This is a genomic window from Priestia sp. ABM2_011, from assembly GCF_056158845.1.
In genome coordinates this window covers 39167-64145 of record NZ_JBSWUB010000002.1, presented here as the reverse complement: position 1 = coordinate 64145, position 24979 = coordinate 39167, and the positions used below count along the sequence as shown (strand labels likewise).

At 37.9% G+C, this 24979-nt stretch carries 12 protein-coding genes; 6 read left to right on the top strand and 6 right to left on the bottom strand.

What is annotated here, in order from left to right; genetic code table 11:
* Positions 1-198: 198 nt before the first annotated feature.
* Positions 199-471, bottom strand: a complete 273-nt coding sequence (locus ACXAE4_RS26860) for a hypothetical protein (protein ID WP_098113949.1) — start codon at positions 469-471, stop codon at positions 199-201.
* Between the two features lie 232 nt (positions 472-703).
* Positions 704-1447 carry a hypothetical protein gene (locus tag ACXAE4_RS26855; RefSeq protein ID WP_176521467.1) on the bottom strand — a complete coding sequence of 248 codons (744 nt, stop codon included), beginning with the start codon at positions 1445-1447 and terminating at the stop codon, positions 704-706.
* 171 nt (positions 1448-1618) lie between these two features.
* Between ACXAE4_RS26855 and ACXAE4_RS26850 the strand changes: the two genes are divergently transcribed.
* The 4 genes from ACXAE4_RS26850 (at position 1619) to ACXAE4_RS26835 (ending at position 3230) form a co-directional block, all read left to right on the top strand.
* The gene (locus ACXAE4_RS26850; protein ID WP_155916276.1) at positions 1619-1780 is read left to right on the top strand and encodes a hypothetical protein; all 162 of its coding nucleotides are present in this window, start codon (positions 1619-1621) and stop codon (positions 1778-1780) included.
* 109 nt (positions 1781-1889) lie between these two features.
* Positions 1890-2273 (top strand): helix-turn-helix domain-containing protein, encoded by a 384-nt coding sequence (locus ACXAE4_RS26845; protein ID WP_098113948.1) that lies wholly within the window; start codon positions 1890-1892, stop codon positions 2271-2273.
* Between the two features lie 277 nt (positions 2274-2550).
* Entirely contained in the window at positions 2551-2808 is a 258-nt protein-coding gene (locus ACXAE4_RS26840) for a hypothetical protein (RefSeq protein WP_095380446.1), read from the top strand.
* Positions 2808-3230, top strand: a complete 423-nt coding sequence (locus ACXAE4_RS26835) for a hypothetical protein (RefSeq protein ID WP_098113947.1) — start codon at positions 2808-2810, stop codon at positions 3228-3230. The genes ACXAE4_RS26840 and ACXAE4_RS26835 overlap by 1 nt, the downstream gene beginning before the upstream one ends.
* Positions 3231-3766: 536 nt before the next feature.
* On the opposite strand, the gene ACXAE4_RS26830 is transcribed toward ACXAE4_RS26835, so the two are convergent.
* From ACXAE4_RS26830 to ACXAE4_RS26815, 4 genes are all read right to left on the bottom strand, one after another.
* The gene (locus ACXAE4_RS26830) at positions 3767-4438 is read right to left on the bottom strand and encodes a sulfotransferase family 2 domain-containing protein (protein WP_098113945.1); all 672 of its coding nucleotides are present in this window, start codon (positions 4436-4438) and stop codon (positions 3767-3769) included.
* 612 nt (positions 4439-5050) lie between these two features.
* Positions 5051-5626 (bottom strand): MerR family transcriptional regulator, encoded by a 576-nt coding sequence (locus ACXAE4_RS26825; RefSeq protein ID WP_014462093.1) that lies wholly within the window; start codon positions 5624-5626, stop codon positions 5051-5053.
* A 980-nt stretch (positions 5627-6606) separates the two neighbouring features.
* Positions 6607-7548, bottom strand: a complete 942-nt coding sequence (locus ACXAE4_RS26820) for a tyrosine-type recombinase/integrase (protein WP_475237408.1) — start codon at positions 7546-7548, stop codon at positions 6607-6609.
* 173 nt (positions 7549-7721) lie between these two features.
* A complete protein-coding gene (locus ACXAE4_RS26815; RefSeq protein WP_475237400.1) occupies positions 7722-9110 on the bottom strand; it encodes a replication initiation protein in 1389 nt (462 codons plus the stop codon).
* A gap of 987 nt (positions 9111-10097) precedes the next feature.
* Here ACXAE4_RS26815 and ACXAE4_RS26810 point away from each other — a divergent pair.
* Both ACXAE4_RS26810 and ACXAE4_RS26805 read left to right on the top strand, forming a co-directional pair.
* Positions 10098-10991 (top strand): helix-turn-helix domain-containing protein, encoded by an 894-nt coding sequence (locus ACXAE4_RS26810; protein ID WP_098113942.1) that lies wholly within the window; start codon positions 10098-10100, stop codon positions 10989-10991.
* Between the two features lie 176 nt (positions 10992-11167).
* The gene (locus tag ACXAE4_RS26805; RefSeq protein WP_475237398.1) at positions 11168-24979 is read left to right on the top strand and encodes a tandem-95 repeat protein; all 13812 of its coding nucleotides are present in this window, start codon (positions 11168-11170) and stop codon (positions 24977-24979) included.

Below are 24979 nucleotides of genomic sequence, written 5' to 3'. Positions count from 1 at the left end.
GGGGAACCTAGCTCCAGCAAAGTATATTCTGTTGTCTGCTCTAATTCTACCTGGAGTAGTACTAAAACAACTAACAACTAAAACTTCTACTCTATCTCCAGCATTTAATTGAAGTATGTCATTGATCTCTATGACACCATCAAAACGACTAGATGCCCCAAGAAACTCAACCTCAGCATCTAATAATAAACCATTTACTTAAAAAAATAATTCTACTTCATAATCAATATTTGGATTATCTGGCTGAAAGAAGATTGATGCATTAAACGCGTATACACCATTAAACTCAGGTATAAATGTTGAAGTAGCTGCATTATATTCATTATTACCTATATCAAATTGTTCATTTGGAAATGTAACTTTTACAAAAGTATCAGCTTGAGAAATAGGAATAGTAGTATTAGGATTAGTGGCTCTGAATGCTGAGGGACTTACAAGGTCCTCAGCATTAGCAACAAGTAAAGCATTCATGCCTTTAAACGTTGAGAAATTAACCTTTTTGTTGGTTTTTCTATATAATTTATTCTCTAATAAAAATAATGTTTGTATACTTGTAATGTTATAGGACAAGTATCTTGAAACAAATGAACTTTATTTAATTCAATATATGCTAGTATCTATACAAGGTACTAGTAAGATTTTCAAGAAAACCATTTGAAAATCTCTACTCTTTAACAATAACGATCTTAAATTCCTATTAAGATTATTGAAATATTCTACTCATGCTAGCTTTTTGACACTGTAACGGATTAATAGTTGGAGTACTGTTAGGGAGTATAGGAGCCATGAGATTACCTGTAAGGTTACTGTGGGCTGTATCAATATTTCCTGCAGAATCAATAAAAGGACCCGTAGGATCTATAGATTCAAACATGAATACATTATTAACAGGTTGGTTATTAAGGTGAGTAAATAAAGCATGTCCTGCTTCATGTGCAAATGCAAAAGGAGCACTCAAAGCTCTGTTACTCAATGCAATGGATCCAAAGAGTGTAAATTGAGGTACACCGTTTTCAACTCTAAAATTCTCAATTATTACCCCACCAACACCTATAGGTCGACTATTACCTGAAGGAGATGCAAAATCATTGCCACTTGTGTAAACAACGTATATGCCAGGTTGATTCCCATTCATTTGTTTAACTTGATTGATGAGATTCTCAACAGGTCCTCTAAATGCTTCATTAGTACTTAAATCGGTCGCATCTATTACTGTATTTACTTCGATTATAGGTTGTGAAATAAAGTTTATATTACATTCACCTCCACTATTCCATATCTGATTAGCTGAGGAAATGTCTCGATTAAATCTATTTTGCCGGCCATTACTATCACTGGGAGCAGAACCGGGAGTAAAGATACCATAAACATTAACCGAAGGATCACCCTGAGATTGGACTGAGTAACTATAGTTATATCTGTATTTTCTCTTTCTTGATTTTTTCAATTAATGCACTTCCTTTTATATAATTAGTACAAGTTATGTAATTGCTAATAATTTGCTTGTATGCTTGTCCAATGACAGCACGATTATTTTATTGACTTTGGAAATTATATCCTTTAAAATTAACCAAAAGCAACGTTGCAACTTAAATACGTTGCTTGAAAAGGAGAGCATATGAGCAGGGTTAAAGAAGGTAATCGAAGACTTACATGTGATATTCCAGAAGAGTTACACAAGGAGTTGCGTTTCTTAGCTGTAGAGAATGATACAAGTATTACAAAGTATGTAAAGGCTTTATTAGAAGAGCATGTGAAGAAAGTAAGAAAAAAAAAGTAAACAAAGAAAGGGCACTTCCTCTGTAAAGGAAGCACCCCCATGTAGAATCACATGTATAGACACTTACATTGTAACATGGGTTGCCCTCTAGAAATAGCAGGGTCTTATTATGGATCAAACTGAAAAGTTGTTAATAGGTATTGAGAATATATTGAGTGTAGCTTCCGACTTAGTACACCAAGTAGATCGCCTTAAACGTGTTGAAGAAGAATGCCAAATACTTAAAGAAAAACTTTTTTTAAAACAACTTAGGTCGTCTGAACAAGACATTTTTACTCTTGCACTTGATGGCCATTCAATTACAGAAATGCAAAACATTTTATTCAAAGAAGAGAGCAAAATTAAGAATCAGAGACGCAGCATTCTGCAAAAATTAAACGTTTCTTCGATGAAAGAAGCAATCGATTTTTATAAAAAAACTACCCAAACTTCTTCTCAAAACTTCACGAATTATCATCAAGAAATCTTTCAAAAACTAGTTAAAACTTCATAAAAGTTGAGGGGACGGTGAGTGGACAGTAGGTCAACATTTCCAGAAAGGTGTAAGTTTTGATATCGACACCAGGTCGACATTACGCGCTTTTTTTGCTCTTCAGGTCAACACCAGGTCGACAGACTGGAAGTTTTCGTGGGGTCACTTTTTTGAGGGTGAAAACGTTGTTTTGCTGGGCTTTGCCCAGCATATCACAGCCATGTGATATCAAAAACCCCTTATGCTCTTCTCTACTCGTACTGGAAATTTTGTACTTTGACAGAAAAGGAATGATTTCATGGATATCTTTTTACGAAATATTGATCCGGTTGCTATGCAAAAAGTTGATGCACTAGCGAAAGAAAATGGAATGTCTCGTCAACAATTTTTGAAAGAACAATTTGAAGTATTAGCTTTTTTTGATGAGCAAGTAGAAAGAGAAAAAAGATTAGAAGCTATCATTGAACAGAACATCGAAATGATGAAACAATGTGCGATATCAATTGAAAAGATGAATGATATTATCTATGAACTGATGGGAGATGTAGAGGAGTAATGGAAACACAACGACGTATGATTACACTTGATAAAGAAACGGATCAATATATCCAAGATTATATGGCTGAACATAAACTTCGTTTCCCAGGAGAAGCGATTATGGATATCTGTAAAAAGTATCGAGAAGAAAAAAAGAAAGAATGGTCGTTAGATTATATTACGGAAACGGTTAGTGAAAATCTCAATGATGCATTAAAAAGCGAAATAAAAAAGATTCGATTAGGAACAAATAGTGCAGATAAGAATACACAAATTCTTATCGAGTTCATGAATGGATTATATTTTCACCACGGCTATGATGCAATTATGACAACAGATCTATTAGAACTAGAAGTAACTAAACTTGCTAAAAAAGTTGTAAATGAACGTATTGTGAATCAACGACAAAAACGGCTGGATAAGGAATACCCTAAAAGCTAAAATAGCCTTTAAGGCTAGCTAGGTAGGCTTAAGCCTACTTTTCCTTTTAGTAAACGAGGTGAATACAGTTTGATATGTAGTTATTGCGGGACAGAGGTATTAGAAGATAGCTGCTCTTTTTGTGGAGCTACTTTAAATATAAAAAGACCTAAATCAAAAGAATTTGTGGGCTTAGAGGACGTTGAGAGGCCTTTTAATGAACTTGCATGCTTTCATACGTATGATTTGTTAGTTTTGCTGCGTTTGGTACGTAAAGAAAGGACAAAGGCTTATCATTTAATGCTAAGGCTTAAAAAGGATGACAAGAGCCCTCAAATTATTCAAATAACACGTAACTATTTAAAAGACCTATATGAACCTTATACAAAGCGTATGAAGCTTACATGGCTATATTAATTAAATGAGACATAATCCCTTTATCATAAAAAATTGAACTAACTATATATGGGATTTGATACCGCATTTTTTTTAATAAGGTAACCTTTTCTTATATATTAAATGAAAGCTCTCTCTATTGAGAGCTTTCATTTTTATTTCTATAAATCATTTATTTGTTTGATGAAATTAGATTTTATATACTGAAACAGCTCTATATCCAACTCATTGTGCTTTTCTATTTTCTTAATGATATCAATGGGGACTTCGTTGAGCAAAGGGCGAGATTTTGTCACATTCACCTTCTTATATTTAATATTTCCCCATTTGAATTTTTTCTTTAGTAACAGAAGCGATTCGTTAAACATTTCTGTTATTCCTATTGATCCAAATTCCAGCAAGTTTTCTTTCGCTTTCTCTACGCTTAGTTGAGATTTCACCCCGCAAATTTGTTTAGTTTGGCCATTTGTAGCTTGAGGGTCCCAATCAATGTAGTCTTCAAAAGACATATGTTTCATGTTCTCTTCATAATACCCTGGATACGATTTCAAAAAATAATATAATGATATGATACGCTCAACCGGATGACGCATCATACTAAAATAAACATAGGGTTGAGAAAAAAATTCATGTATTCCATAGAAATGATGGCCGGATATAGCTTTTATGTTTTTTTTATCTTCTTCTTTTAATTGGCTAAACTGTTTATTCATCTCTTCTAAAGGAACATGATCGTATATTTCATTTTCAGAGTAGAACTTTTTAAAAATATTATTAAGTGTGGTTCCCCCTGTTTTAGGAATGTGCATAAAGATAACAACTTTTTCATCCATTTGAAATTGCACCTCTCCTCTAATTGCCTATAAGAATATCAGTTCCATAAATGGATTATTGATAAAATTTACGTATCTTTTACAATAAAAATGTTACAAAGACACACATTTCTTTTTAGGAATAATAAACCGTGAATCTTGCGTAGGAATTAGATACCGATCACATAAACAATGAAGAATTTCTAGTGGTCGATATTTATGTTGGACAGAACAAATCAATCATTGTATATTTGATGAACGCCATCAAGATACCAATAGGCAGTTTCTACGACAGCTATGGTATTTTCATTGGGTACTTGATTCAAATAACGAAAGAAGTATCGTGCTAAGAAAGGCTTCTAGAGGACGTGGTACTCCAGGCGGATAAACCAGAGTTTATGTGTTTAAAAATAGGATGCCGTCAAATGGACAAACTGTATTAGTAAAAGCTGCCACACCTGTAAATTCCCCTTCAAGAACTTATAGAATTGTTTAACAATAATAAATTTCTTCTGGCAACTAAACATAAAATCTTTAAATTTACTATTTATTCATCGAAAATAAACGATAAAAGCAGCAGGATTTTCTGTAATGAACAAAAAACCCTGCTACTTTTATCGTTTAAGTAACGTATTAACCCCCAAAAATCTTACTCCAGAATCCTTTTGGTTTTGAATCAAGATTTTCTTGGGCGGCCGCGATAAGTTTTTTTGTATCACTAATTTCACGTATGGCACTAGTCAATTTCTCATCGCGTTTCTCTAGATTGTTTTCAATGTATTTGTCTTGGTGGTCTAGTTTTTCTGTAAGTTTCTTTATAAGGCTTCCTTGTTCATCTAGTCGTTGGATAAGCGCTAATTGAAATTGCTCATCTTTTTCAGAGCGATTAAGCAACTCTTGAACTTTTTCTTCAAGGGATTGTACTTTTTTTTCAAGGTTTGATTGAACTTCCACTGTCTCCGGTACAATTTCTCCTTGAAGCCACTGGTTTATCATCTTATAGCTCCAGTTTTGCTCTTGAATTCTTTTTTTTATTTCAGTTAATAAATCGATGTTTTGTTTGTTATAGCGCCTATGTCCGCCTTCTGTTCGTTGAATTTGGAGATTGAATTCTTTTTCATATAAGCGAATAAGATCTACACTTAATCCAGTTAGCTTTACTGTGTCTTTCAAAGTATAGACTACTTCATCTTTATTTTTTTCATGCATTTTTCTAGGATTCTCCTTTCTGTATAAAAATCTAGATATACTTTGAAGTTGATATATCAGTGTTAATGGCAATTCTAGAATGCGGTTTTGCGAGATATTATTCAAGATTTATATTTCTAGTAAAATTCTATTAATTACTTTATATTCCTGTTTTTTATGTACATTTTTCTTTTTCTTTCGTTAGGCCTTTTATTCTTCCTTTTCAATTCTAGATGAAATCATAAACTTTTCAAGAGTAAAATTGTTTATTTTAAATGTAGATAGATTATATATAAAGTTCAAAAAAAGCAACTTAAGGATCAACATTAACTGTTAAGAAATATCTTTGTTAACAACTGATTCAGATCTTTTCCTCTCCTAAGGTCCAAAGAAACTAGAGTACCTAGAAAGCTTGATATAAAATAGCTTCAGACGAATCTAGAATGTACTTTCTCTAACTTTAATTCAAGTATTTTGTGTAAGATAATATAAATCCTATATACCTATATCTTCTGGATTTATTACGTTGGTTTAATGGAACTTCTTTTTTGTTTATACAATTCTTATAGAATTATTTTTCGAGTTAAAATTAATCTTAATTTTTTCTAAGTTATTTAAATTTTATAGCAAAAGCTAGAAATACAATGAACCATTGAAAATAAAGAGTTTTTAACGAATCTAGAGTGAACTTCTTCTAGATTTTAGCCGAGAATAATAAATCTAATTAAATTCTAGATCATTTTACAAGAAATTCGTTGTTATACAACCAAGACATGGCCGCGAAATTTTGAATTTGTAATCCTTGAGAAGGTTGTTTCCATCGCAATCCACTTTTTAAAATTTAACTGTTTTAAAAAGTGGATCATTAAGTTCAACTTAAGTTAAACTTAATGATTTTTTCTAAAATTAACTAAGGTGAAAATAAAATTAAGTTTAACTTGTAAAATAAAAATTACTTATATAAAAGATGTTTTGGTAAAAAATAAGTTGAACTTAATATTTTATTTTGTCTTTAGATATCGCTTAAATCGATATAAAGCATGGCGGCTGGACAATCCAAAGTAATAAATAATGTGTTCGTTTGAATATCCACCATGAATTTTGTTAAGTATACAACTGTTTCGAAAGTGAGTAGACCTTACAATTGCTTGTATACCTGAACGTTTGACTTCTCTTTCAATCATACGTTTTGTACCGATTATACTAATCCTTTTAGGTTTATTTAAATTGTAATCATACCAATAAACCATTTTTTGAGGATGAAAAGAAATAAATAACGGATCATTTGTATAATCTTTAGGTCTAAATAATAGAGGGATTGTTAATAGGTAATCATATATGATTTTCTTATCTTGTTTAGAAAGCTCTAAGGTGCGTTTTGATTTGCTTGTGTTTACCGTTAATGTATTCTGTGCAAAGTTAATGTCTTGTATATTTAAAGATACAACTTCGTTAATGGTAAGACCGTAACGAAGCATTAAGATGAACATGGAATGGTTACGCGGACCTATGTATTTATGTATCAGTAATTGAATATCATTTAAATGTTTGTGACTTATAACTGAATCTAAAAGGATTGAAGCATCCGATTCAGTTATAAAATCAGTATCAGTTAATGCTCGTTGTTTTTTTGTTGTTGCTTGTAAAAATCCAATATCATCTGTGAGGCTATAATACTTTAACATGCCATTTAAATGTGATGCTACACGCCTCAGATTAGCTTCTGACAAGTTTTTTTCTTTTAAATAGGTAAAATATTCGTCGTAATATTTCTTGTCTCCTGGCAAAGTTTCTGAAGGGATATTAGGGTGAGATTGATTTAACCATTCAAAAAACTGTTTTAGATCATGCTTGTACATTGATATTGTAGAAGCTTTTTTCTTAGATTCAACTAAATGAGATAAGAAATCTCCAAGTAAAATAAAGTTATTCAAATAAGACACACCCAATCTTTTAGGTAAATTTAATATACTATTATTATAACAAAAATGATTAAACAAGCTTACTAAAATGATTCCTTTTTCTTTATGTATATTAAATTTACCTGGGCTCAAAAAAAAGACGCGTAAAAGCCATCTCTGCAATGCAAGGTTTTACACGTCTTTTTTTTCTATAGCTAATTTCTATTTAAAACTTTACTTTGTAAAAAGTTTTTATACATTTTTTTCAACTCTTTATTTTTAAAATCCTTAACAATTCTTGGTTCTAAGCCTAATTTTTCACGTTTATTATAATCTTCTTCCATATTTCGAATGACTTCTTGTAAGCCTGCTTCTTGGGCTTTTTTTATTTCTTCTTGGGTAGGTTGATCTGAACTTAGAATCAGCATTCTTTTTAATTCTTGAAACTGCAAGAGCTTTTCTTCAAATTCTATTTGAGTTCCATTTTCTTTTAAAAATAATTCTTGCTTCTCTTTTAAAGTTGCATCGTTAAGAATTTGTTCTTTATCTCTAGCTTGTGCTATAAAATCTGGAACTAATTCTTTTTTTGCAGCCTTTTTAGAGTTAATGCGTTTTGATTCCTGTGAGACCTGGGCATAATCTTTTTGAATCGCTTTTACTACGTAGGAATGAGGGTGAGTCACATCTCCTGTAATCAAACGATTTTGGGTGTATCTTATATTTCTTTCTAGGTGGTCTTGTGTAAATTCTGATAAAAGCCACTCTATTTTTTCTGGCTTAACCCCTAAGCCTGCTAAATCATTCTCAAGGCTGTTTGTGTTGTCTTCTAACTTCGAGAAGGATTGATTTAATTCTAGTTTTTTCTCTTGAGTAGAGCTAGAACCATTCAATGCAGGCGAACTGGTAATAATAAATTCTATGGAGGTTACTTTTCTACCAGTTTTTATTTCCACGAATTCAAAGTAGATATCCGTTTTATTATTAATTTCTTTTTGAGCTACTGCTAATACTTTGCTTTTAAAATGACCATACTGTTTATACTTAGTAGGTTCAATAGCTAAAAAATGACGTAATTCTTCAAGAGTGAGTTCCCTTTTTCGCAGACGCTCATATTGCTTAAGCAACTCATATATACGAATGGAATAGACCGAATTGAGTCTCACTACATTCTCTAATTGGTACGATGTGAATTTCTCCTTAAGCTCTAAAAACAGATACTTTAAGCTAGGATGAAACTGTAATGTTATGTACCCTTCGTTTTCTTCATAGATAGACGTGATTACCCAGTTGTAATTTCTTTGTCTGCCTTTTTCTTTTATCGTAAGAATTTTGGTTTGAAGTCCATTTACAATTTCTTTTAGGTACGAATAAAAACCAGTACCTTTCTTATTGCCTACGATTTCGATGAAATCTTTAGCTCGAAACCTATAGGTCTTCAACGTTTCATCATTAGGCTGCACTTTAGATGCCATGATTAAAAGAATTCTTTGCTCTTGTAAAGACAATTTATATGTACTCTCAATGAGGATGTTTGATTTAGTTACCCAATTTTTTATATTTATACTTTCCATATCATATGGTTGAACGACAGTCGTTTTCTTCATAAAATCCCCCATATTTTTCTAAACTATCACTAAAATATCATAAAAGTGATACTGTGTAAATTGCATGTTAAAGAGTAATCTGTCCTTAGAAATTAAATATCACGCAAAATTAGTGATACTTCATGAGGATTGTTGACTTTAGAAACCTTACTCATTCTTGATTTATTAAACTCAATCTTCATTTTAATACGCAAAATTGGTGATAGTTGAGGCATGTCTGCATTTTAAACGCAAAATTAGTGATACTTTAAGCACATCTAGATTGTTCACGCAAAATTAGTGATACTTAAGCCATATTTGCATTTTAAACGCAAAATTAGTGATAGTTCGCGCAAAATTAGTGATAGTTTCACGCAAAATTAGTGATAGTTTCACGCAAAATTAGTGATAGTTCACGCAAAATTAGTGATAGTTCGCGCAAAATTAGTGATAGTTTAGGCTTATAAACGTTGTAATATCAGTGTCTATAGACGTTCTAAAACAATAAAACAATAAAACAAATATATAAAACAATATGTAAAACAGTAAAACAACATAAGATAGTAGTTGTTTTACTGTTTTACAACTTTCAAGATTAATAATTAAGTAAAGGGATAAATTTTTAGTGAGTTCTTTAGAATATTAGGAGTATATCCAAACGAAGCAATTTTTAATCATAGTTAAAATACAGAGGTTTTATGAGGAGTTCATGAATTCTTATTGAATTATAAGATTAATAGACGGTATAATAGAGTCACCAAAACAGTGCGGAATATAAAAAGACTCCAACGTGTGCAAGTGGTGCGCCAACACCCTTACACCGTTAACCCTAAAACCACTAGGGAAAACACTTGTCGAAGTCCTAATACATAAATTTAGTTACGCCTTTATTTTATCGGATAATTAAATTTATTTCAAGGGCGTAGTCTGTCAAAAAATCCGACATCGTTTTCCTATTTCACGGGATGCGATGTCTTTTTTTGTTCCTGAAAAGGAGAGGATAGACTAATGTCTACTACACGTATGCTTACCGCAGAAGAATTTGATTATATGAAAAATTATCAGAGTTTCATAGAAAACCGTTCTCAACATCAATCAATGAAACGAAAATTACTTAAAGAAATTATAAACCTTTACGGAGAAAAGTTTTATCGCCTCCATGAAGGAACTAGAAAAGCTTTAGATCGGCTTTGTTGGTTTGCTGCAGAAAAAGGATTTTGCTTTCCTGGTAGTACATATTTAGGTAAAACCTACGAAAAGTCAAAAGGAACAATCGATCGTCATTTAAAAGAACTACGAAAACAAGGACAAATTATTACTGTATATCGTCGTTGCCCTCGTAACAATGGAAAGGGAAATCCAGTGCACTTATTTGTGAACCACCCTTTTTTTAATCACTGGGTTAAGTATTTACAGCTTGACTTAGAGTCTAATGTTGAAGCAGATGTTAAAACAGAAAATACTGAGAACGCTTGGGAGAGTAAGAGTAAAGACACAAAAAAACAGTCTACCTATAATTTATCTTTAAAAGATTTAAATAAATATATACGTAATGATGTTAATTTTAAACTCTCGTCTGATTATGTACCATCTTACATACCAAAATCTTTTAAAAATGCTGTAACACCTTTTTTTTCATGTGCAGATGATATTTATGATTTATGGAGAAAAGTCCGATTAGCTTACAAAGCGAGCTGTTTAGAAAAGCCCCTGGAAGATTTAAGTTTCCTTCCTGTTCAAGCGTTTAAAGAGACTGTTTTTGCTTATAAAAGCAATCGTATAAAAACTAACTTTGCAGCTTATTTTTTTGGAACGATTAGAGGAATATTTGTGATTGAGCGTAGAAAAGAAGTTCAGCGAAACGGTGGGAGTAGGCTTTTTTATAACTTTTTAGACTCCTAAATTAGAAAACAGATAATATTATTTATACATATTTTAAGTCAGAACGAGCGTTGTTACGATTTAACAATCTGAAAATTATTATCTTTTGTACCCAAAATAAGACGGGTCTATATACACATTTCTATTGGTACTTTACATATACTGTTACGATTTATTTTATTATCAGAGGTGAGTAAATGCCATATGTTAATCGGTTTTTAACCAATGCTAATGGGGCTGTTACATTTACAGGAAACACTTTTGGCTTAAATAAACAAGCCAATGCTAATGCTCCTGGAACAGCAGGCTCAATAGGAACTTTTTTCAGTGTAAATCCAAGCTCCATAGATGGATCGTTTCCTACAGGAACTACGGCAAATTATCTACAAAACTCTTCTAGTGCAGTTTTAAGAATCCCATCTACCACTACTCAAATTCTTTATGCAGAATTAATATGGGGTGGAAGCTATCTTTATGGTGGAGAAGATGTTAGCGCAGCTTTAAATAACGCTGTGACTTTTATTACTCCTACCAGAACAGTTAGCGTGCAGCCAGACACGGCTACACGTTTTACCTTAACAACTTCAAGCTTTTATTACGTTCGTAGTGCAAATGTTACGAACCTAATCTCTCAATCAGGTACTTATTCGGTATTAGGAGTTCCAGGAACACAAAGTACAACAGAAAACAATGCCAATGCAGCTGGATGGACATTGGCCGTAGTCTATGCTGATCCTTTACAGAAATCTCGTAACTTGTCCATTTTTGTTGGAGCAGAATTAACAAGTTCAGCTACAGGAAGCTCTACGGCAGCTGTAACTGGGTTTGGTACGCCTATTACAGGAACAGTAAATGGTAGATTATTAGTAAGTGCTATTGAAGGGGATTCAGCTATAGTAGGTGATCAGCTCCAATTTGGCCCTACGGTTGCAGCTTTACAACCAGTTTCGGGGCCGAATAACCCTGTAAATAACTTTTTTGCTTCTCAAATTAATAATGATAGTGGTGTATTAGATACAAGTGGACAATTTGGCAGTTTAAATAGCACACCAGGAGGTAGCTTATCCGGTGCGAGGCAGGGATGGGATATTACCAATATTGACGTCTCAGCTCGTTTATCAAATAACCAAACCAGTGCCGTCGTACGTGGAACGACGAGTGGAGATACTTACGTTATTAGTGCTTTAGCTCTTCAAGTAGATATTAATGCACCTGTTTTAAATGTATCAAAGTCTGCCAATGTTACATCCGCTCGAACAGGAGATATTATTACTTATACAGTCCAAGTAAGTAATACTGGTACAGCTTCTGCCAATGTTCTAATAGCTACAGATCCATTGTCTTCAGCAACAACTTTTATTCCTAATAGTTTGCAAGTGGATGGAGTTACTCAGACAAATGCAGATATCCGAAATGGCCTGTCACTTGGTACATTAAATATTAACCAAACTCGAGTATTGACATATCAGGTTAGAGTAGTTGGTCCTCTGACAGCAATCTCTTCTCTTGGTAATCAAGTCTTTATTAATTACCAATTTGAAAGTACACCAGGAAATATATTAGCCGGATCAGGTGCTTCTCCTGTCAATAGTGTAACAACTATTAATACTCCTCCTACAGTTCCTAATTATACTATTACAAATCCGGAGGACACTGTAGCAATTGGAACAGTCATTGGCAATGATATTGACGGGAACCCTCTAACTTACCGTATTGGCACGAGACCGGCTAATGGAGTAGTAACTGTTAATCCTAATGGGCAATTTGTCTATACCCCCAATTTAAATTTTAATGGAACAGATCAATTTACAGTTATTGTAGACGATGGGCAAGGAGGAACAGCTACTTCTGTAGTAACCATTATAAATACGCCTGTAAACGATAATCCCGTTACTCAAAACTATGCAGTTATTACTAATGAAGATACCCCTTTAGTTGGTCAGATACAAGCTACAGATGTAGATGGTGACTTACTTACTTTCCAATTACAATCTCCCCCAACAAACGGCACAGTTGTCGTAACTAATAGTGGAGCTTACACGTATACCCCCAATTTAAATTTCAACGGAAATGATCAGTTTACGGTGTTGGTGTCAGATGGGCAAGGAGGAACAGCAGTTTCGACAGTGACAGTGACAGTAACGCCTGTAAACGATGCACCGACGGTGCCAAACTACACGTTTACTACACAAGAAGATAGCCCTGTGGTAGGAGCAGTCGTAGGGACCGATGTAGATGGGAATTCTCTTAGCTATCAGCTGCAAAATAGGCCAACAAATGGAATTGCCGTAGTAAATGCAAATGGCACATTTAGTTATCAGCCAAATCTAAATTTTAATGGAAGTGATCAATTTACAGTATTAGTCTCAGATGGCCAAGGAGGAACAGCGGTTTCAATAGTAACGATTAATGTCATCCCCGTAAACGATCCCCCAATTACGTCCAATGTTAGTTTTACGATTGCGGAAGATAGCACGTTAATTAATCGAATAGTGGCAGTAGATCCTGACGGAGACCCGTTAACGTTTAGCCTGCGAACAGCGCCAGGAAACGGAGTAGCTGTGGTGAATGGGGACGGAACGTTTAGTTATCAACCGAATCTGAACTTTAATGGGACGGATCAGTTTACAGTGTTGGTGTCCGATGGTCAAGGCGGCACGGCAGTTTCAACGGTGACGGTAATAGTCACGCCAGTGAATGATGCACCGACGGTGCCAAATTACACGTTTAGTACGCAAGAAGACAGTCCTGTGGTAGGAGCAGTCGTAGGGACCGATGTAGATGGGAATTCTCTTAGCTATCAGCTGCAAAATAGGCCAACAAATGGAATTGCCGTAGTAAATGCAAATGGCACATTTAGTTATCAGCCAAATCTAAATTTTAATGGAAGTGATCAATTTACAGTATTAGTCTCAGATGGCCAAGGAGGAACGGCGGTTTCAATAGTAACGATTAATGTCATCCCCGTAAACGATCCCCCAATTACGTCCAATGTTAGTTTTACGATTGCGGAAGATAGCACGTTAATTAATCGAATAGTGGCAGTAGATCCTGACGGAGACCCGTTAACGTTTAGCCTGCAAACAGCGCCAGGCAACGGAGTAGCTGTGGTGAATGGGGACGGAACGTTTAGCTACCAGCCGAACCTGAACTTTAATGGGACGGATCAGTTTACAGTGTTGGTGTCCGATGGCCAAGGAGGAACGGCAGTTTCAACGGTGACGGTAATAGTCACGCCAGTGAATGATGCACCGACGGTGCCAAATTACACGTTCAGTACGCAAGAAGACAGTCCTGTGGTAGGAGCAGTGGTAGGAACGGACGTGGATGGAAATCCTCTTAGTTATCAGCTGCAAAATGGTCCAACAAATGGAATAGCTGCAGTGAATGCAGATGGAACGTTTAGTTATCAACCAAACTTGAATTTTAATGGGACGGATCAGTTTACGGTATTGGTGTCAGACGGTCAGGGAGGAACGGCGGTTTCAACGGTGACCGTTAATGTTATCCCTGTCAATGATCCCCCAATTACGTCCAATGTTAGTTTTACGATTGCGGAAGATAGCACGTTAATCAATCAAGTAGTGGCGGTAGATCCCGATGGAAATCCGTTAACGTTTAGCTTACAAACGGCACCGGGCAACGGAGTGGCCGTGGTGAATACGGATGGAACGTTTAGCTACCAGCCGAACCTGAACTTTAATGGGACGGATCAGTTTACAGTGTTGGTGTCCGATGGCCAAGGAGGAACGGCAGTTTCAACGGTGACGGTAATAGTCACGCCAGTGAATGATGCACCGACGGTGCCAAATTACACGTTTAGTACGCAAGAAGACAGTCCTGTGGTAGGAGCAGTGGTAGGAACGGACGTAGATGGAAATCCTCTTAGTTATCAGCTGCAAAATGGTCCAACAAATGGAATAGCTGCAGTGAATGCAAATGGAACGTTTAGTTATCAACCAAACTTGAATTTTAATGGGACGGATCAGTTTACGGTATTGGTGTCAGACGGTCAGGGAGGAACGGCAGTTTCAACGGTGACCGTTAATGTTATCCCTGTTAATGATCCCCCAATTACGTCCAATGTTAGTTTTACGATTGCGGAAGATAGCACGTTAATCAATCAAGTAGTGGCGGTAGATCCCGATGGAAATCCGTTAACGTTTAGCTTACAAACGGCACCGGGCAACGGAGTGGCCGTGGTGAATACGGATGGAACGTTTAGTTATCAGCCGAACCTGAACTTTAATGGGACGGATCAGTTTACAGTGTTGGTGTCCGATGGCCAAGGCGGCACGGCAGTTTCAACGGTGACGGTAATAGTCACGCCAGTGAATGATGCACCGACGGTGCCAAATTACACGTTCAGTACGCAAGAAGACAGCCCTGTGGTAGGAGCAGTGGTAGGAACGGACGTGGATGGAAATCCTCTTAGTTATCAGCTGCAAAATGGTCCAACAAATGGAATAGCTGCAGTGAATGCAAATGGAACGTTTAGTTATCAACCAAACTTGAATTTTAATGGGACGGATCAGTTTACGGTATTGGTGTCAGACGGTCAGGGAGGAACGGCAGTTTCAACGGTGACCGTTAATGTTATCCCTGTTAATGATCCCCCAATTACGTCCAATGTTAGCTTTACGATTGCGGAAGATAACACGTTAATCAATCAAGTAGTGGCGGTAGATCCCGATGGAAATCCGTTAACGTTTAGCTTACAAACGGCACCGGGCAACGGAGTGGCCGTGGTGAATACGGATGGAACGTTTAGTTATCAGCCGAACCTGAACTTTAATGGGACGGATCAGTTTACAGTGTTGGTGTCCGATGGCCAAGGCGGCACGGCAGTTTCAACGGTGACGGTAATAGTCACGCCAGTGAATGATGCACCGACGGTGCCAAATTACACGTTTAGTACGCAAGAAGACAGCCCTGTGGTAGGAGCAGTGGTAGGAACGGACGTGGATGGAAATTCTCTTAGTTATCAGTTGCAAAATGGTCCAACAAATGGAATAGCTGCAGTGAATGCAGATGGAACGTTTAGTTATCAACCAAACTTGAATTTTAATGGGACGGATCAGTTTACGGTATTGGTGTCAGACGGTCAGGGAGGAACGGCGGTTTCAACGGTGACCATCAACGTTATCCCTGTCAATGATCCCCCAATTACGTCCGATGTTAGTTTTACGATTGCGGAAGATAGCACGTTAATCAATCAAGTAGTGGCGGTAGATCCCGATGGAAATCCGTTAACGTTTAGCCTACAAACGGCACCGGGCAACGGAGTGGCCGTGGTGAATACGGATGGAACGTTTAGCTACCAGCCGAACCTGAACTTTAATGGGACGGATCAGTTTACAGTGTTGGTGTCCGATGGTCAAGGCGGCACGGCAGTTTCAACGGTGACGGTAACAGTCACGCCAGTGAATGATGCACCAACGGTGCCGAACTACACGTTCAGCACGCAGGAAGATAGTCCTGTGGTAGGAGTAGTGGTAGGGACAGATGTGGATGGAAATCCTCTTAGTTATCAGCTACAGGTTGCGCCAGTAAACGGAGTAGCTGTGGTGAATGGAGATGGAACATTTAGCTACCAGCCAAACCTAGATTTTAATGGGACAGATCAATTTACGGTATTGGTGTCAGATGGTCAGGGGGGAACGGCGGTTTCGACCGTTACAATAAACGTAATTCCAGTGAATGACCCTCCAATCACCGCTGATTTAGCATTTACAATTAATGAAGATACACCTCTTACAAATCAAATTCCAGCTTTTGATCCAGATGGGGATCCGTTGACATTTACTTTGCTGAATCCGCCTCCGTCAAATGGAAGTGTTGTATTAGGGGCAAATGGAGTATTTACCTATACACCAAATTTAAATTACAACGGAATGGATACTTTTGGTGTGCTGGTATCAGATGGTAAAGGAGGAACTTCCCTTTCTACTGTGACCTTAACAATAGTGCCTGTAAACGATCCGCCATTAGGAGGAGATAGAGCTGTTACAACGACCATTAATCTTCCTGTTACAAGCAGCATACCTGCTTCAGACCCTGACAACGTTACTCTAACCTATACTCTTCAACAAAATCCAGATAATGGTGAAGCCGTCATAAATCAAGATGGTACATTCATTTATACACCTAATAACAATTTCATAGGTAATGATCAATTCACCATATTAATAACAGACCCAGAAGGAGCCACTGCACTATCGACTATTTTTGTAACGGTCCTTGAAACAAACGGAACTACAACTTCACAGGATTTGCAAATCTCTACTGATGAAGACACACCAGTAACAAATCAAGTAATTGCTACTAATGTAAATGGAAATCCACTTGTTTACACTATTGAAAACCCACCCATTAATGGAGTAGTAACAATTGATTCTAATACAGGAATATTTACGTATACACCGAATGCAAACTTTAACGGTTCAGATGCTTTTGTAGTATATATAACTGATAACTTAGGAGGAAATGCTACTGCATCAGTTATCGTTACAGTTATTCCAATAAATGATTCTCCAATTGTTCCAAATTATCAGTTGACGACTAACGAAGACACACCTGTAACTTCTATGGTAATTGCAACTGATATTGATGGTAATCAGCTGGATTATTCGTTACAAAATGCTCCAGTGAACGGAATAGTAAACGTAGGGTTAGATGGGATGTATACCTATACACCGAATGCAAACTTTAATGGAACTGACCAATTTACCGTACTAGTAAGCGACGGCCAAGGAGGAACAGCCATCTCCACCATCACGATTACGGTTCTGCCAGTAAATGATCCACCAGTAGGTCCGGTGGTGGTGACGTTGGTTACAACCGAAGATACGCCAGTGTCGAGTCAAATTACAGCGTTTGATCCAGATGGAGAGGTGCTGACGTACAGCTTACAAGATCCGCCAACAAACGGAGTGGCTGCGGTAAATCCAGATGGTACGTTCACGTATACACCAAATGGAAATTATAATGGTCCGGATACATTTACGGTGTTAATAAGCGACCCGTCGGGCGCATTTATAGTGACAAATGTATTAGTAACGGTTACGCCAGTGAACGATGCACCAGTGGTGCCGAATTATGAGTTTGTGATCAATGAAGACACGAGTTTAAATAGCCAAGTGGTGGCAACGGATGTAGACGGAAATCCCCTAACGTACGGGTTACTGACAGGTCCGGTGAATGGAACGGTGGTAGTAAATCCAGACGGAACCTACACGTATACGCCAAATGAAAATTACAACGGGGTAGATAGCTTTAGTGTCGTAGTAAGCGATGGCCAAGGAGGAACAGCCATTTCCACCATCACGATTACGATTCTGCCAGTAAATGATCCACCAGTAGGTCCAGTGGTGGTGACGTTGGTTACCAATGAAGATACGGCAGTATCGAGTCAAATTATAGCGTTTGATCCAGATGGAGAGGTGCTGACGTACAGCTTACAAGATCCGCCAACAAACGGAGTGGCTGCGGTAAATCCAGATGGTACGTTCACGTATACACCAAATGGAAATTATAATGGTCCGGATACATTTACGGTGTTAATAAGCGACCCGTCGGGCGCATTTATAGTGACAAATGTATTTGTGACGGTCACGCCAGTGAACGATGTACCAGTGGTGCCGAACTATGAGTTTGTGATCAACGAAGACACGAGTTTAAATAGCCAAGTGGTGGCAACAGATGTGGACGGAAATCCCCTAACATACGGGTTACTGACAGGTCCGGTGAATGGAACGGTGGTAGTAAATCCGGACGGAACCTACACGTATACGCCAAATGAAAATTACAACGGGGTAGATAGCTTTAGTGTCATAGTAAGCGACGGCCAAGGAGGAACGGCCATTTCCACCATCACGATTACGATTCTGCCAGTAAACGATCCACCAGTAGGTCCAGTGGTGGTGACGTTGGTTACCAATGAAGATACGGCAGTATCGAGTCAAATTACAGCGTTTGATCCAGATGGAGAGGTGCTGACGTACAGCTTACAAGATCCGCCAACAAACGGAGTGGCAGTGGTAAATCCAGATGGTACATTCACGTATACGCCAAATGAAAATTATAATGGTCCGGATACATTTACGGTGTTAATAAGCGACCCGTCGGGCGCATTTATAGTGACAAATGTATTTGTGACGGTCACGCCAGTGAACGATGTACCAGTGGTGCCGAACTATGAGTTTGTGATCAACGAAGACACGAGTTTAAATAGCCAAGTGGTGGCAACAGATGTGGACGGAAATCCCCTAACGTACGGGTTACTGACAGGTCCGGTGAATGGAACGGCGGTAGTAAATCCAGACGGAACCTACACGTATACGCCAAATGAAAATTACAACGGGGTAGATAGCTTTAGTGTCGTAGTAAGCGACGGCCAAGGAGGAACGGGCATTTCCACCATCACGATTACGATTCTGCCAGTAAACGATCCACCAGTAGGTCCAGTGGTGGTGACGTTGGTTACCAATGAAGATACGCCAGTGTCGAGTCAAATTACAGCGTTTGATCCAGATGGAGAGGTGCTGACGTACAGCTTACAAGATCCGCCAACAAACGGAGTGGCAGTGGTAAATCCAGATGGTACATTCACGTATACACCAAATGGAAATTATAATGGTCCCGATACATTTACGGTGTTAATAAGCGACCCGTCGGGCGCATTTATAGTGACAAATGTATTAGTAACGGTTACGCCAGTGAACGATGCACCAGTGGTGCCGAATTATGAGTTTGTGATCAATGAAGACACGAGTTTAAATAGCCAAGTGGTGGCAACGGATGTAGACGGAAATCCCCTAACGTACGGGTTACTGACAGGTCCGGTGAATGGAACGGTGGTAGTAAATCCAGACGGAACCTACACGTATACGCCAAATGAAAATTACAACGGGGTAGATAGCTTTAGTGTCGTAGTAAGCGATGGCCAAGGAGGAACAGCCATTTCCACCATCACGATTACGATTCTGCCAGTAAACGATCCACCAGTAGGTCCAGTGGTGGTGACGTTGGTTACCAATGAAGATACGGCAGTATCGAGTCAAATTACAGCGTTTGATCCAGATGGAGAGGTGCTGACGTACAGCTTACAAGATCCGCCAACAAACGGAGTGGCAGTGGTAAATCCAGATGGTACATTCACGTATACGCCAAATGAAAATTATAATGGTCCGGATACATTTACGGTGTTAATAAGCGACCCGTCGGGCGCATTTATAGTGACAAATGTATTTGTGACGGTCACGCCAGTGAACGATGTACCAGTGGTGCCGAACTATGAGTTTGTGATCAACGAAGACACGAGTTTAAATAGCCAAGTGGTGGCAACAGATGTGGACGGAAATCCCCTAACGTACGGGTTACTGACAGGTCCGGTGAATGGAACGGCGGTAGTAAATCCAGACGGAACCTACACGTATACGCCAAATGAAAATTACAACGGGGTAGATAGCTTTAGTGTCGTAGTAAGCGACGGCCAAGGAGGAACGGGCATTTCCACCATCACGATTACGATTCTGCCAGTAAACGATCCACCAGTAGGTCCAGTGGTGGTGACGTTGGTTACCAATGAAGATACGCCAGTGTCGAGTCAAATTACAGCGTTTGATCCAGATGGAGAGGTGCTGACGTACAGCTTACAAGATCCGCCAACAAACGGAGTGGCTGCGGTAAATCCAGATGGTACGTTCACGTATACGCCAAATGGAAATTATAATGGTCCGGATACATTTACAGTGTTAATAAGCGACCCGTCGGGCGCATTTATAGTGACAAATGTATTTGTGACGGTCACGCCAGTGAACGATGTACCAGTGGTGCCGAACTATGAGTTTGTGATCGACGAAGACACGAGTTTAAATAGCCAAGTGGTGGCAACAGATGTGGACGGAAATCCCCTAACGTACGGGTTACTGACAGGTCCGGTGAATGGAACGGTGGTAGTAAATCCAGACGGAACCTACACGTATACGCCAAATGAAAATTACAACGGGGTAGATAGCTTTAGTGTCGTAGTAAGCGACGGCCAAGGAGGAACAGCCATTTCCACCATCACGATTACGATTCTTCCAGTAAATGATCCACCAGTAGGTCCAGATGTTATTACGGTTACTACTTTTGAAGAAAGCCTTGTTACAGGCCAAATCGTAGCAACTGATCCTGAAGGAGATCCCCTGACGTACACCTTACAAGATTTACCGACTAATGGAACAGCAGTAATCAATCAAGAAGGGTTATTCACTTATGTACCAAACGAGAATTTTGCTGGAAATGATACGTTTACTGTACGTATAGCCGATCCAACTGGACAGTTTATTATTACGAATGTATTTGTTATTGTTATACCAGTTGAACAGCCACCCATTGTACCTAATTATTCGATTACTGCTCTTGAAAATCAATCTGTAACTGGCCAGGTAGTAGGAAGTGATCCCAATGGAGATCTGCTCACTTATCGCTTAGGAACTTCTCCAGTGAATGGAAGCACCACAGTAAATATAGATGGCAGTTTTATATATTCACCTAATTCTAATTATGTAGGTCCAGATTTATTTACGGTTATCGTAGAAGATTCAACAGGTCTTACAGCAGTGTCTATTGTAAATGTTACAGTTATTGACGTGAACAATTCGCCAATTACGAGTGATGTTATCCTTCAGACTATAGAAAATGTAGCAATTAGTGGGCAAGTTTTTGCCACAGATCCAGACGATAATTTACTCACTTTTAGTTTATCGGGTACCCCTTTTAATGGAACAGCTGTGGTAAATCCAGATGGCACCTTTTTGTATACCCCAAACCCTAATTTTATTGGTTTGGATTCTTTCACAGTGGAGGTAAGGGATAGTCGTGGAGCTAGTGCACAATCTCTTGTAACTGTCAGTGTAATTCGAGTGAACCAACCACCGATTGTCGTAGATTTATCACTATCAACTGTACAGGGTCAGTTTATAACAGGGCAAGTTCCTGCCTTTGACCCTGAAGGAGATCCACTAGTATATGGTCTAAATTTAGCACCACTTAATGGTACTGCCATTATTAATTCAGATGGAACATTTACGTACACGCCGAACCCAAGTTTTGTAGGAACAGATTCATTCTCTGTTTTTGCCAGAGATCCTCTTGGAAACCAGGGGTTTGGAACTATTACTGTAGAAGTTCAGTCTCAAGATTTACCGATTAGCGCTGAAGGGCTAACTTTAACTACTTTAGCAAATCAACCTGTAAGTGGGTCTATTGCTACTGTGAATCCAGCAGGCTCTCCATTAAGTTATGCTGTAGCCATTCCGCCATCAAATGGAACTGTTGTATTAAATCAAGATGGAACTTTAGTTTATACGCCAAATCCTGGATTCACAGGAGAAGATATCTTTGATATCGTTGTTATAGATTCAGCTGGAAATCAAAGTATTGCTAATGCTGTTGTGACAGTAGTAGTAGGAGACAGAATTTCAGTGGTAAATACTGAAATAACGACTTTATTCAATACGCCAGTTTCTGGGCAAGTAAGTGCTACAAATTTGAGTGGAAACCAATTGTTTTATACGCTTACGTCTAATCCAAATAGTGGATCTGTCATAGTTAACCCAGATGGGACATTTATCTATACGCCAAATCCTGGATTCTTTGGAACAGATCAATTTCAAGTACTTGTAAGCGATGTTCTTGGCAATACAGCTGTTGCAACTATTTCTGTTGTCACTCAGGGACCGATAGAACAGGCGCCAATTGTAGCTAATCAAGCACTATCAACAACCGAACAGCAGCCTGTAACAGGAAGTATTGCAGCTATTGACCCACAAGGAGAAGCATTAACTTATACCTTACTTGGCGGACCAGTGAATGGAATTTTAATACTAAACCCAGACGGCACTTTTACGTATACACCAAATCCAGGATTCATCGGAACGGATTCTTTTACAGTGTCTGTTCAAAACGAAACGGGTTTAAATGCAGCTACTACGGTTCAAATAACTGTTACACAATTGGCTAATCAAATTGTAGCCAGTAATACCATTGTTCGAACAGTAGAAGGGCAGAGTGTAAATGGTGAACTTTCAGTTCGAGATCAGCTAAATAGGCCACTAACCTACACCCTTAACAATCTCCCTGCTTATGGAACGGTTATTTTAAATCCAGATGGAACGTTTGTTTATACACCGACTATTGGTGTGAGTGGAACAGATCAATTTGACGTTCTGGTTCAAAATGACCAAGGAGATCAAGCAATTGCTTCAGTTTCAATTATAATTGATCCGGTTCAAAGTACTATTACACCACAAGACGTCACAGTACAGACTCAGCAAGGTGTAACTGTCTCAGGGACAATATCGGCTACTGATACTCTTGGGAGACCAATTAGATTTTCTTTAAATGCATCTCCATCCAATGGAACAGCTGTGGTAAATGCAGATGGAACGTTTAGCTATACACCAAGTCCAGCATTTTTTGGAGTAGATAGTTTTACTGTATTAATTCAAAATGACAGAGGCGACTCTGCAATTGGTATTGTGCGGATAGTTGTTCAAGAACAACAAGATAGCATTGTTGTTACCCCTCTTACGCTTCAAGGAGTAACGAATCAACCTGTTACCGGTCAAGTTACGGCAGTTGATGCACTAGGTAATCCATTAACCTATCAAATTCAGAGTTTACCTGCAAACGGAACAGTGAATTTTAATCCGGATGGTTCATTTATATACACGCCAAACCTCGGATTTACTGGTATAGATTCTTTCACAGTAATTGTTACAAATAATCTTGGTCAGTCAGCAACAACTAGTGTTACTGTTTTGATTCAGGGAGTTAATGATCCAATTACAGTTGAAGATCAGCTTTTAACTACACCAACTGGTCAAATTATTGAAAGCCAAATCATCGCAACAGATGCACTTGGAAGACCTCTTAGCTTTGCTGTGGCTACCCCACCAACAAATGGAGTACTTGTACTACGATCAGATGGAACGTTTAGTTATACACCAAATTTAGGATTTATTGGTCAGGATCAATTTGTGGTATCTGTAAGAAACAGTGACGGACAACAAGCGTTTTCAATTGTTACTGTTAATTCTACCGCAAGCAATAATATAATTACTCCAGGAAATAATACCTTTGCTACTTTGCAGGGTGTTCAAGTAGTTGGTAATATTCAGGTAACAAATTTGCTGGCACGTCCATTAAATTATACACTAGCAACAGCGCCTTTAAGTGGTAGCGTAACCGTTGATTCCAATGGAAGGTTTGTCTATCAGCCTGCGCCTAATTTTGTAGGAACGGATACCTTTACTGTATTAGTACGAGATGATCTAGGAACAGAATTACTGGTAGTGGTAACAGTTGTAGTAGGCAGAGACCCTCAGCCTCCTAATGTGGTAGGGCAAGTAATAAAGTTATTTGTTAATACTCTTACTACTGGTCAGCTCATTGCTATTGATCCCAATTCTTTACCACTAATTTATCAAGCCATAACAGGTGCTCAAAATGGTCAGTTTAGAATTAATCAGAATACAGGCCAGTTCATTTATGTTCCTAATGTTAATTTTGTGGGGACCGATAGGGTGATTATAAGGGTCACTAATTCGGATGGAGCTTCAAGTGAAGCAGCACTTACTTTCATCGTGGAAAGAAGAGTATCGCCAGCACCGACACCAGTTCCTGGTGAATCTAAAAATAAAAAGAAATCGTTGCGAGATCCGCGCAAAAATAAATCAAAAGGTAAATGTCCTATAAAGGTATCTGATCAATGCATAAAAGGAACCATTAACAAGAAAATATGTGGTGAAATTGATGCTTGTACAGTCAAAAACCTACCTCTTAAATATCAAATCTTCAAGGGGACGAAAAACGGTAAATTTAAACTTAACACGGAGACAGGTGAGTTCATTTACATTCCTAACGTAAACTTTGCAGGAGATGATTCAGCTGTTGTACAGATAGTAAGTATAGAAGGGGTATCGGTTCAAGTTACTATTAAATTTGTTATAAGGAAATAA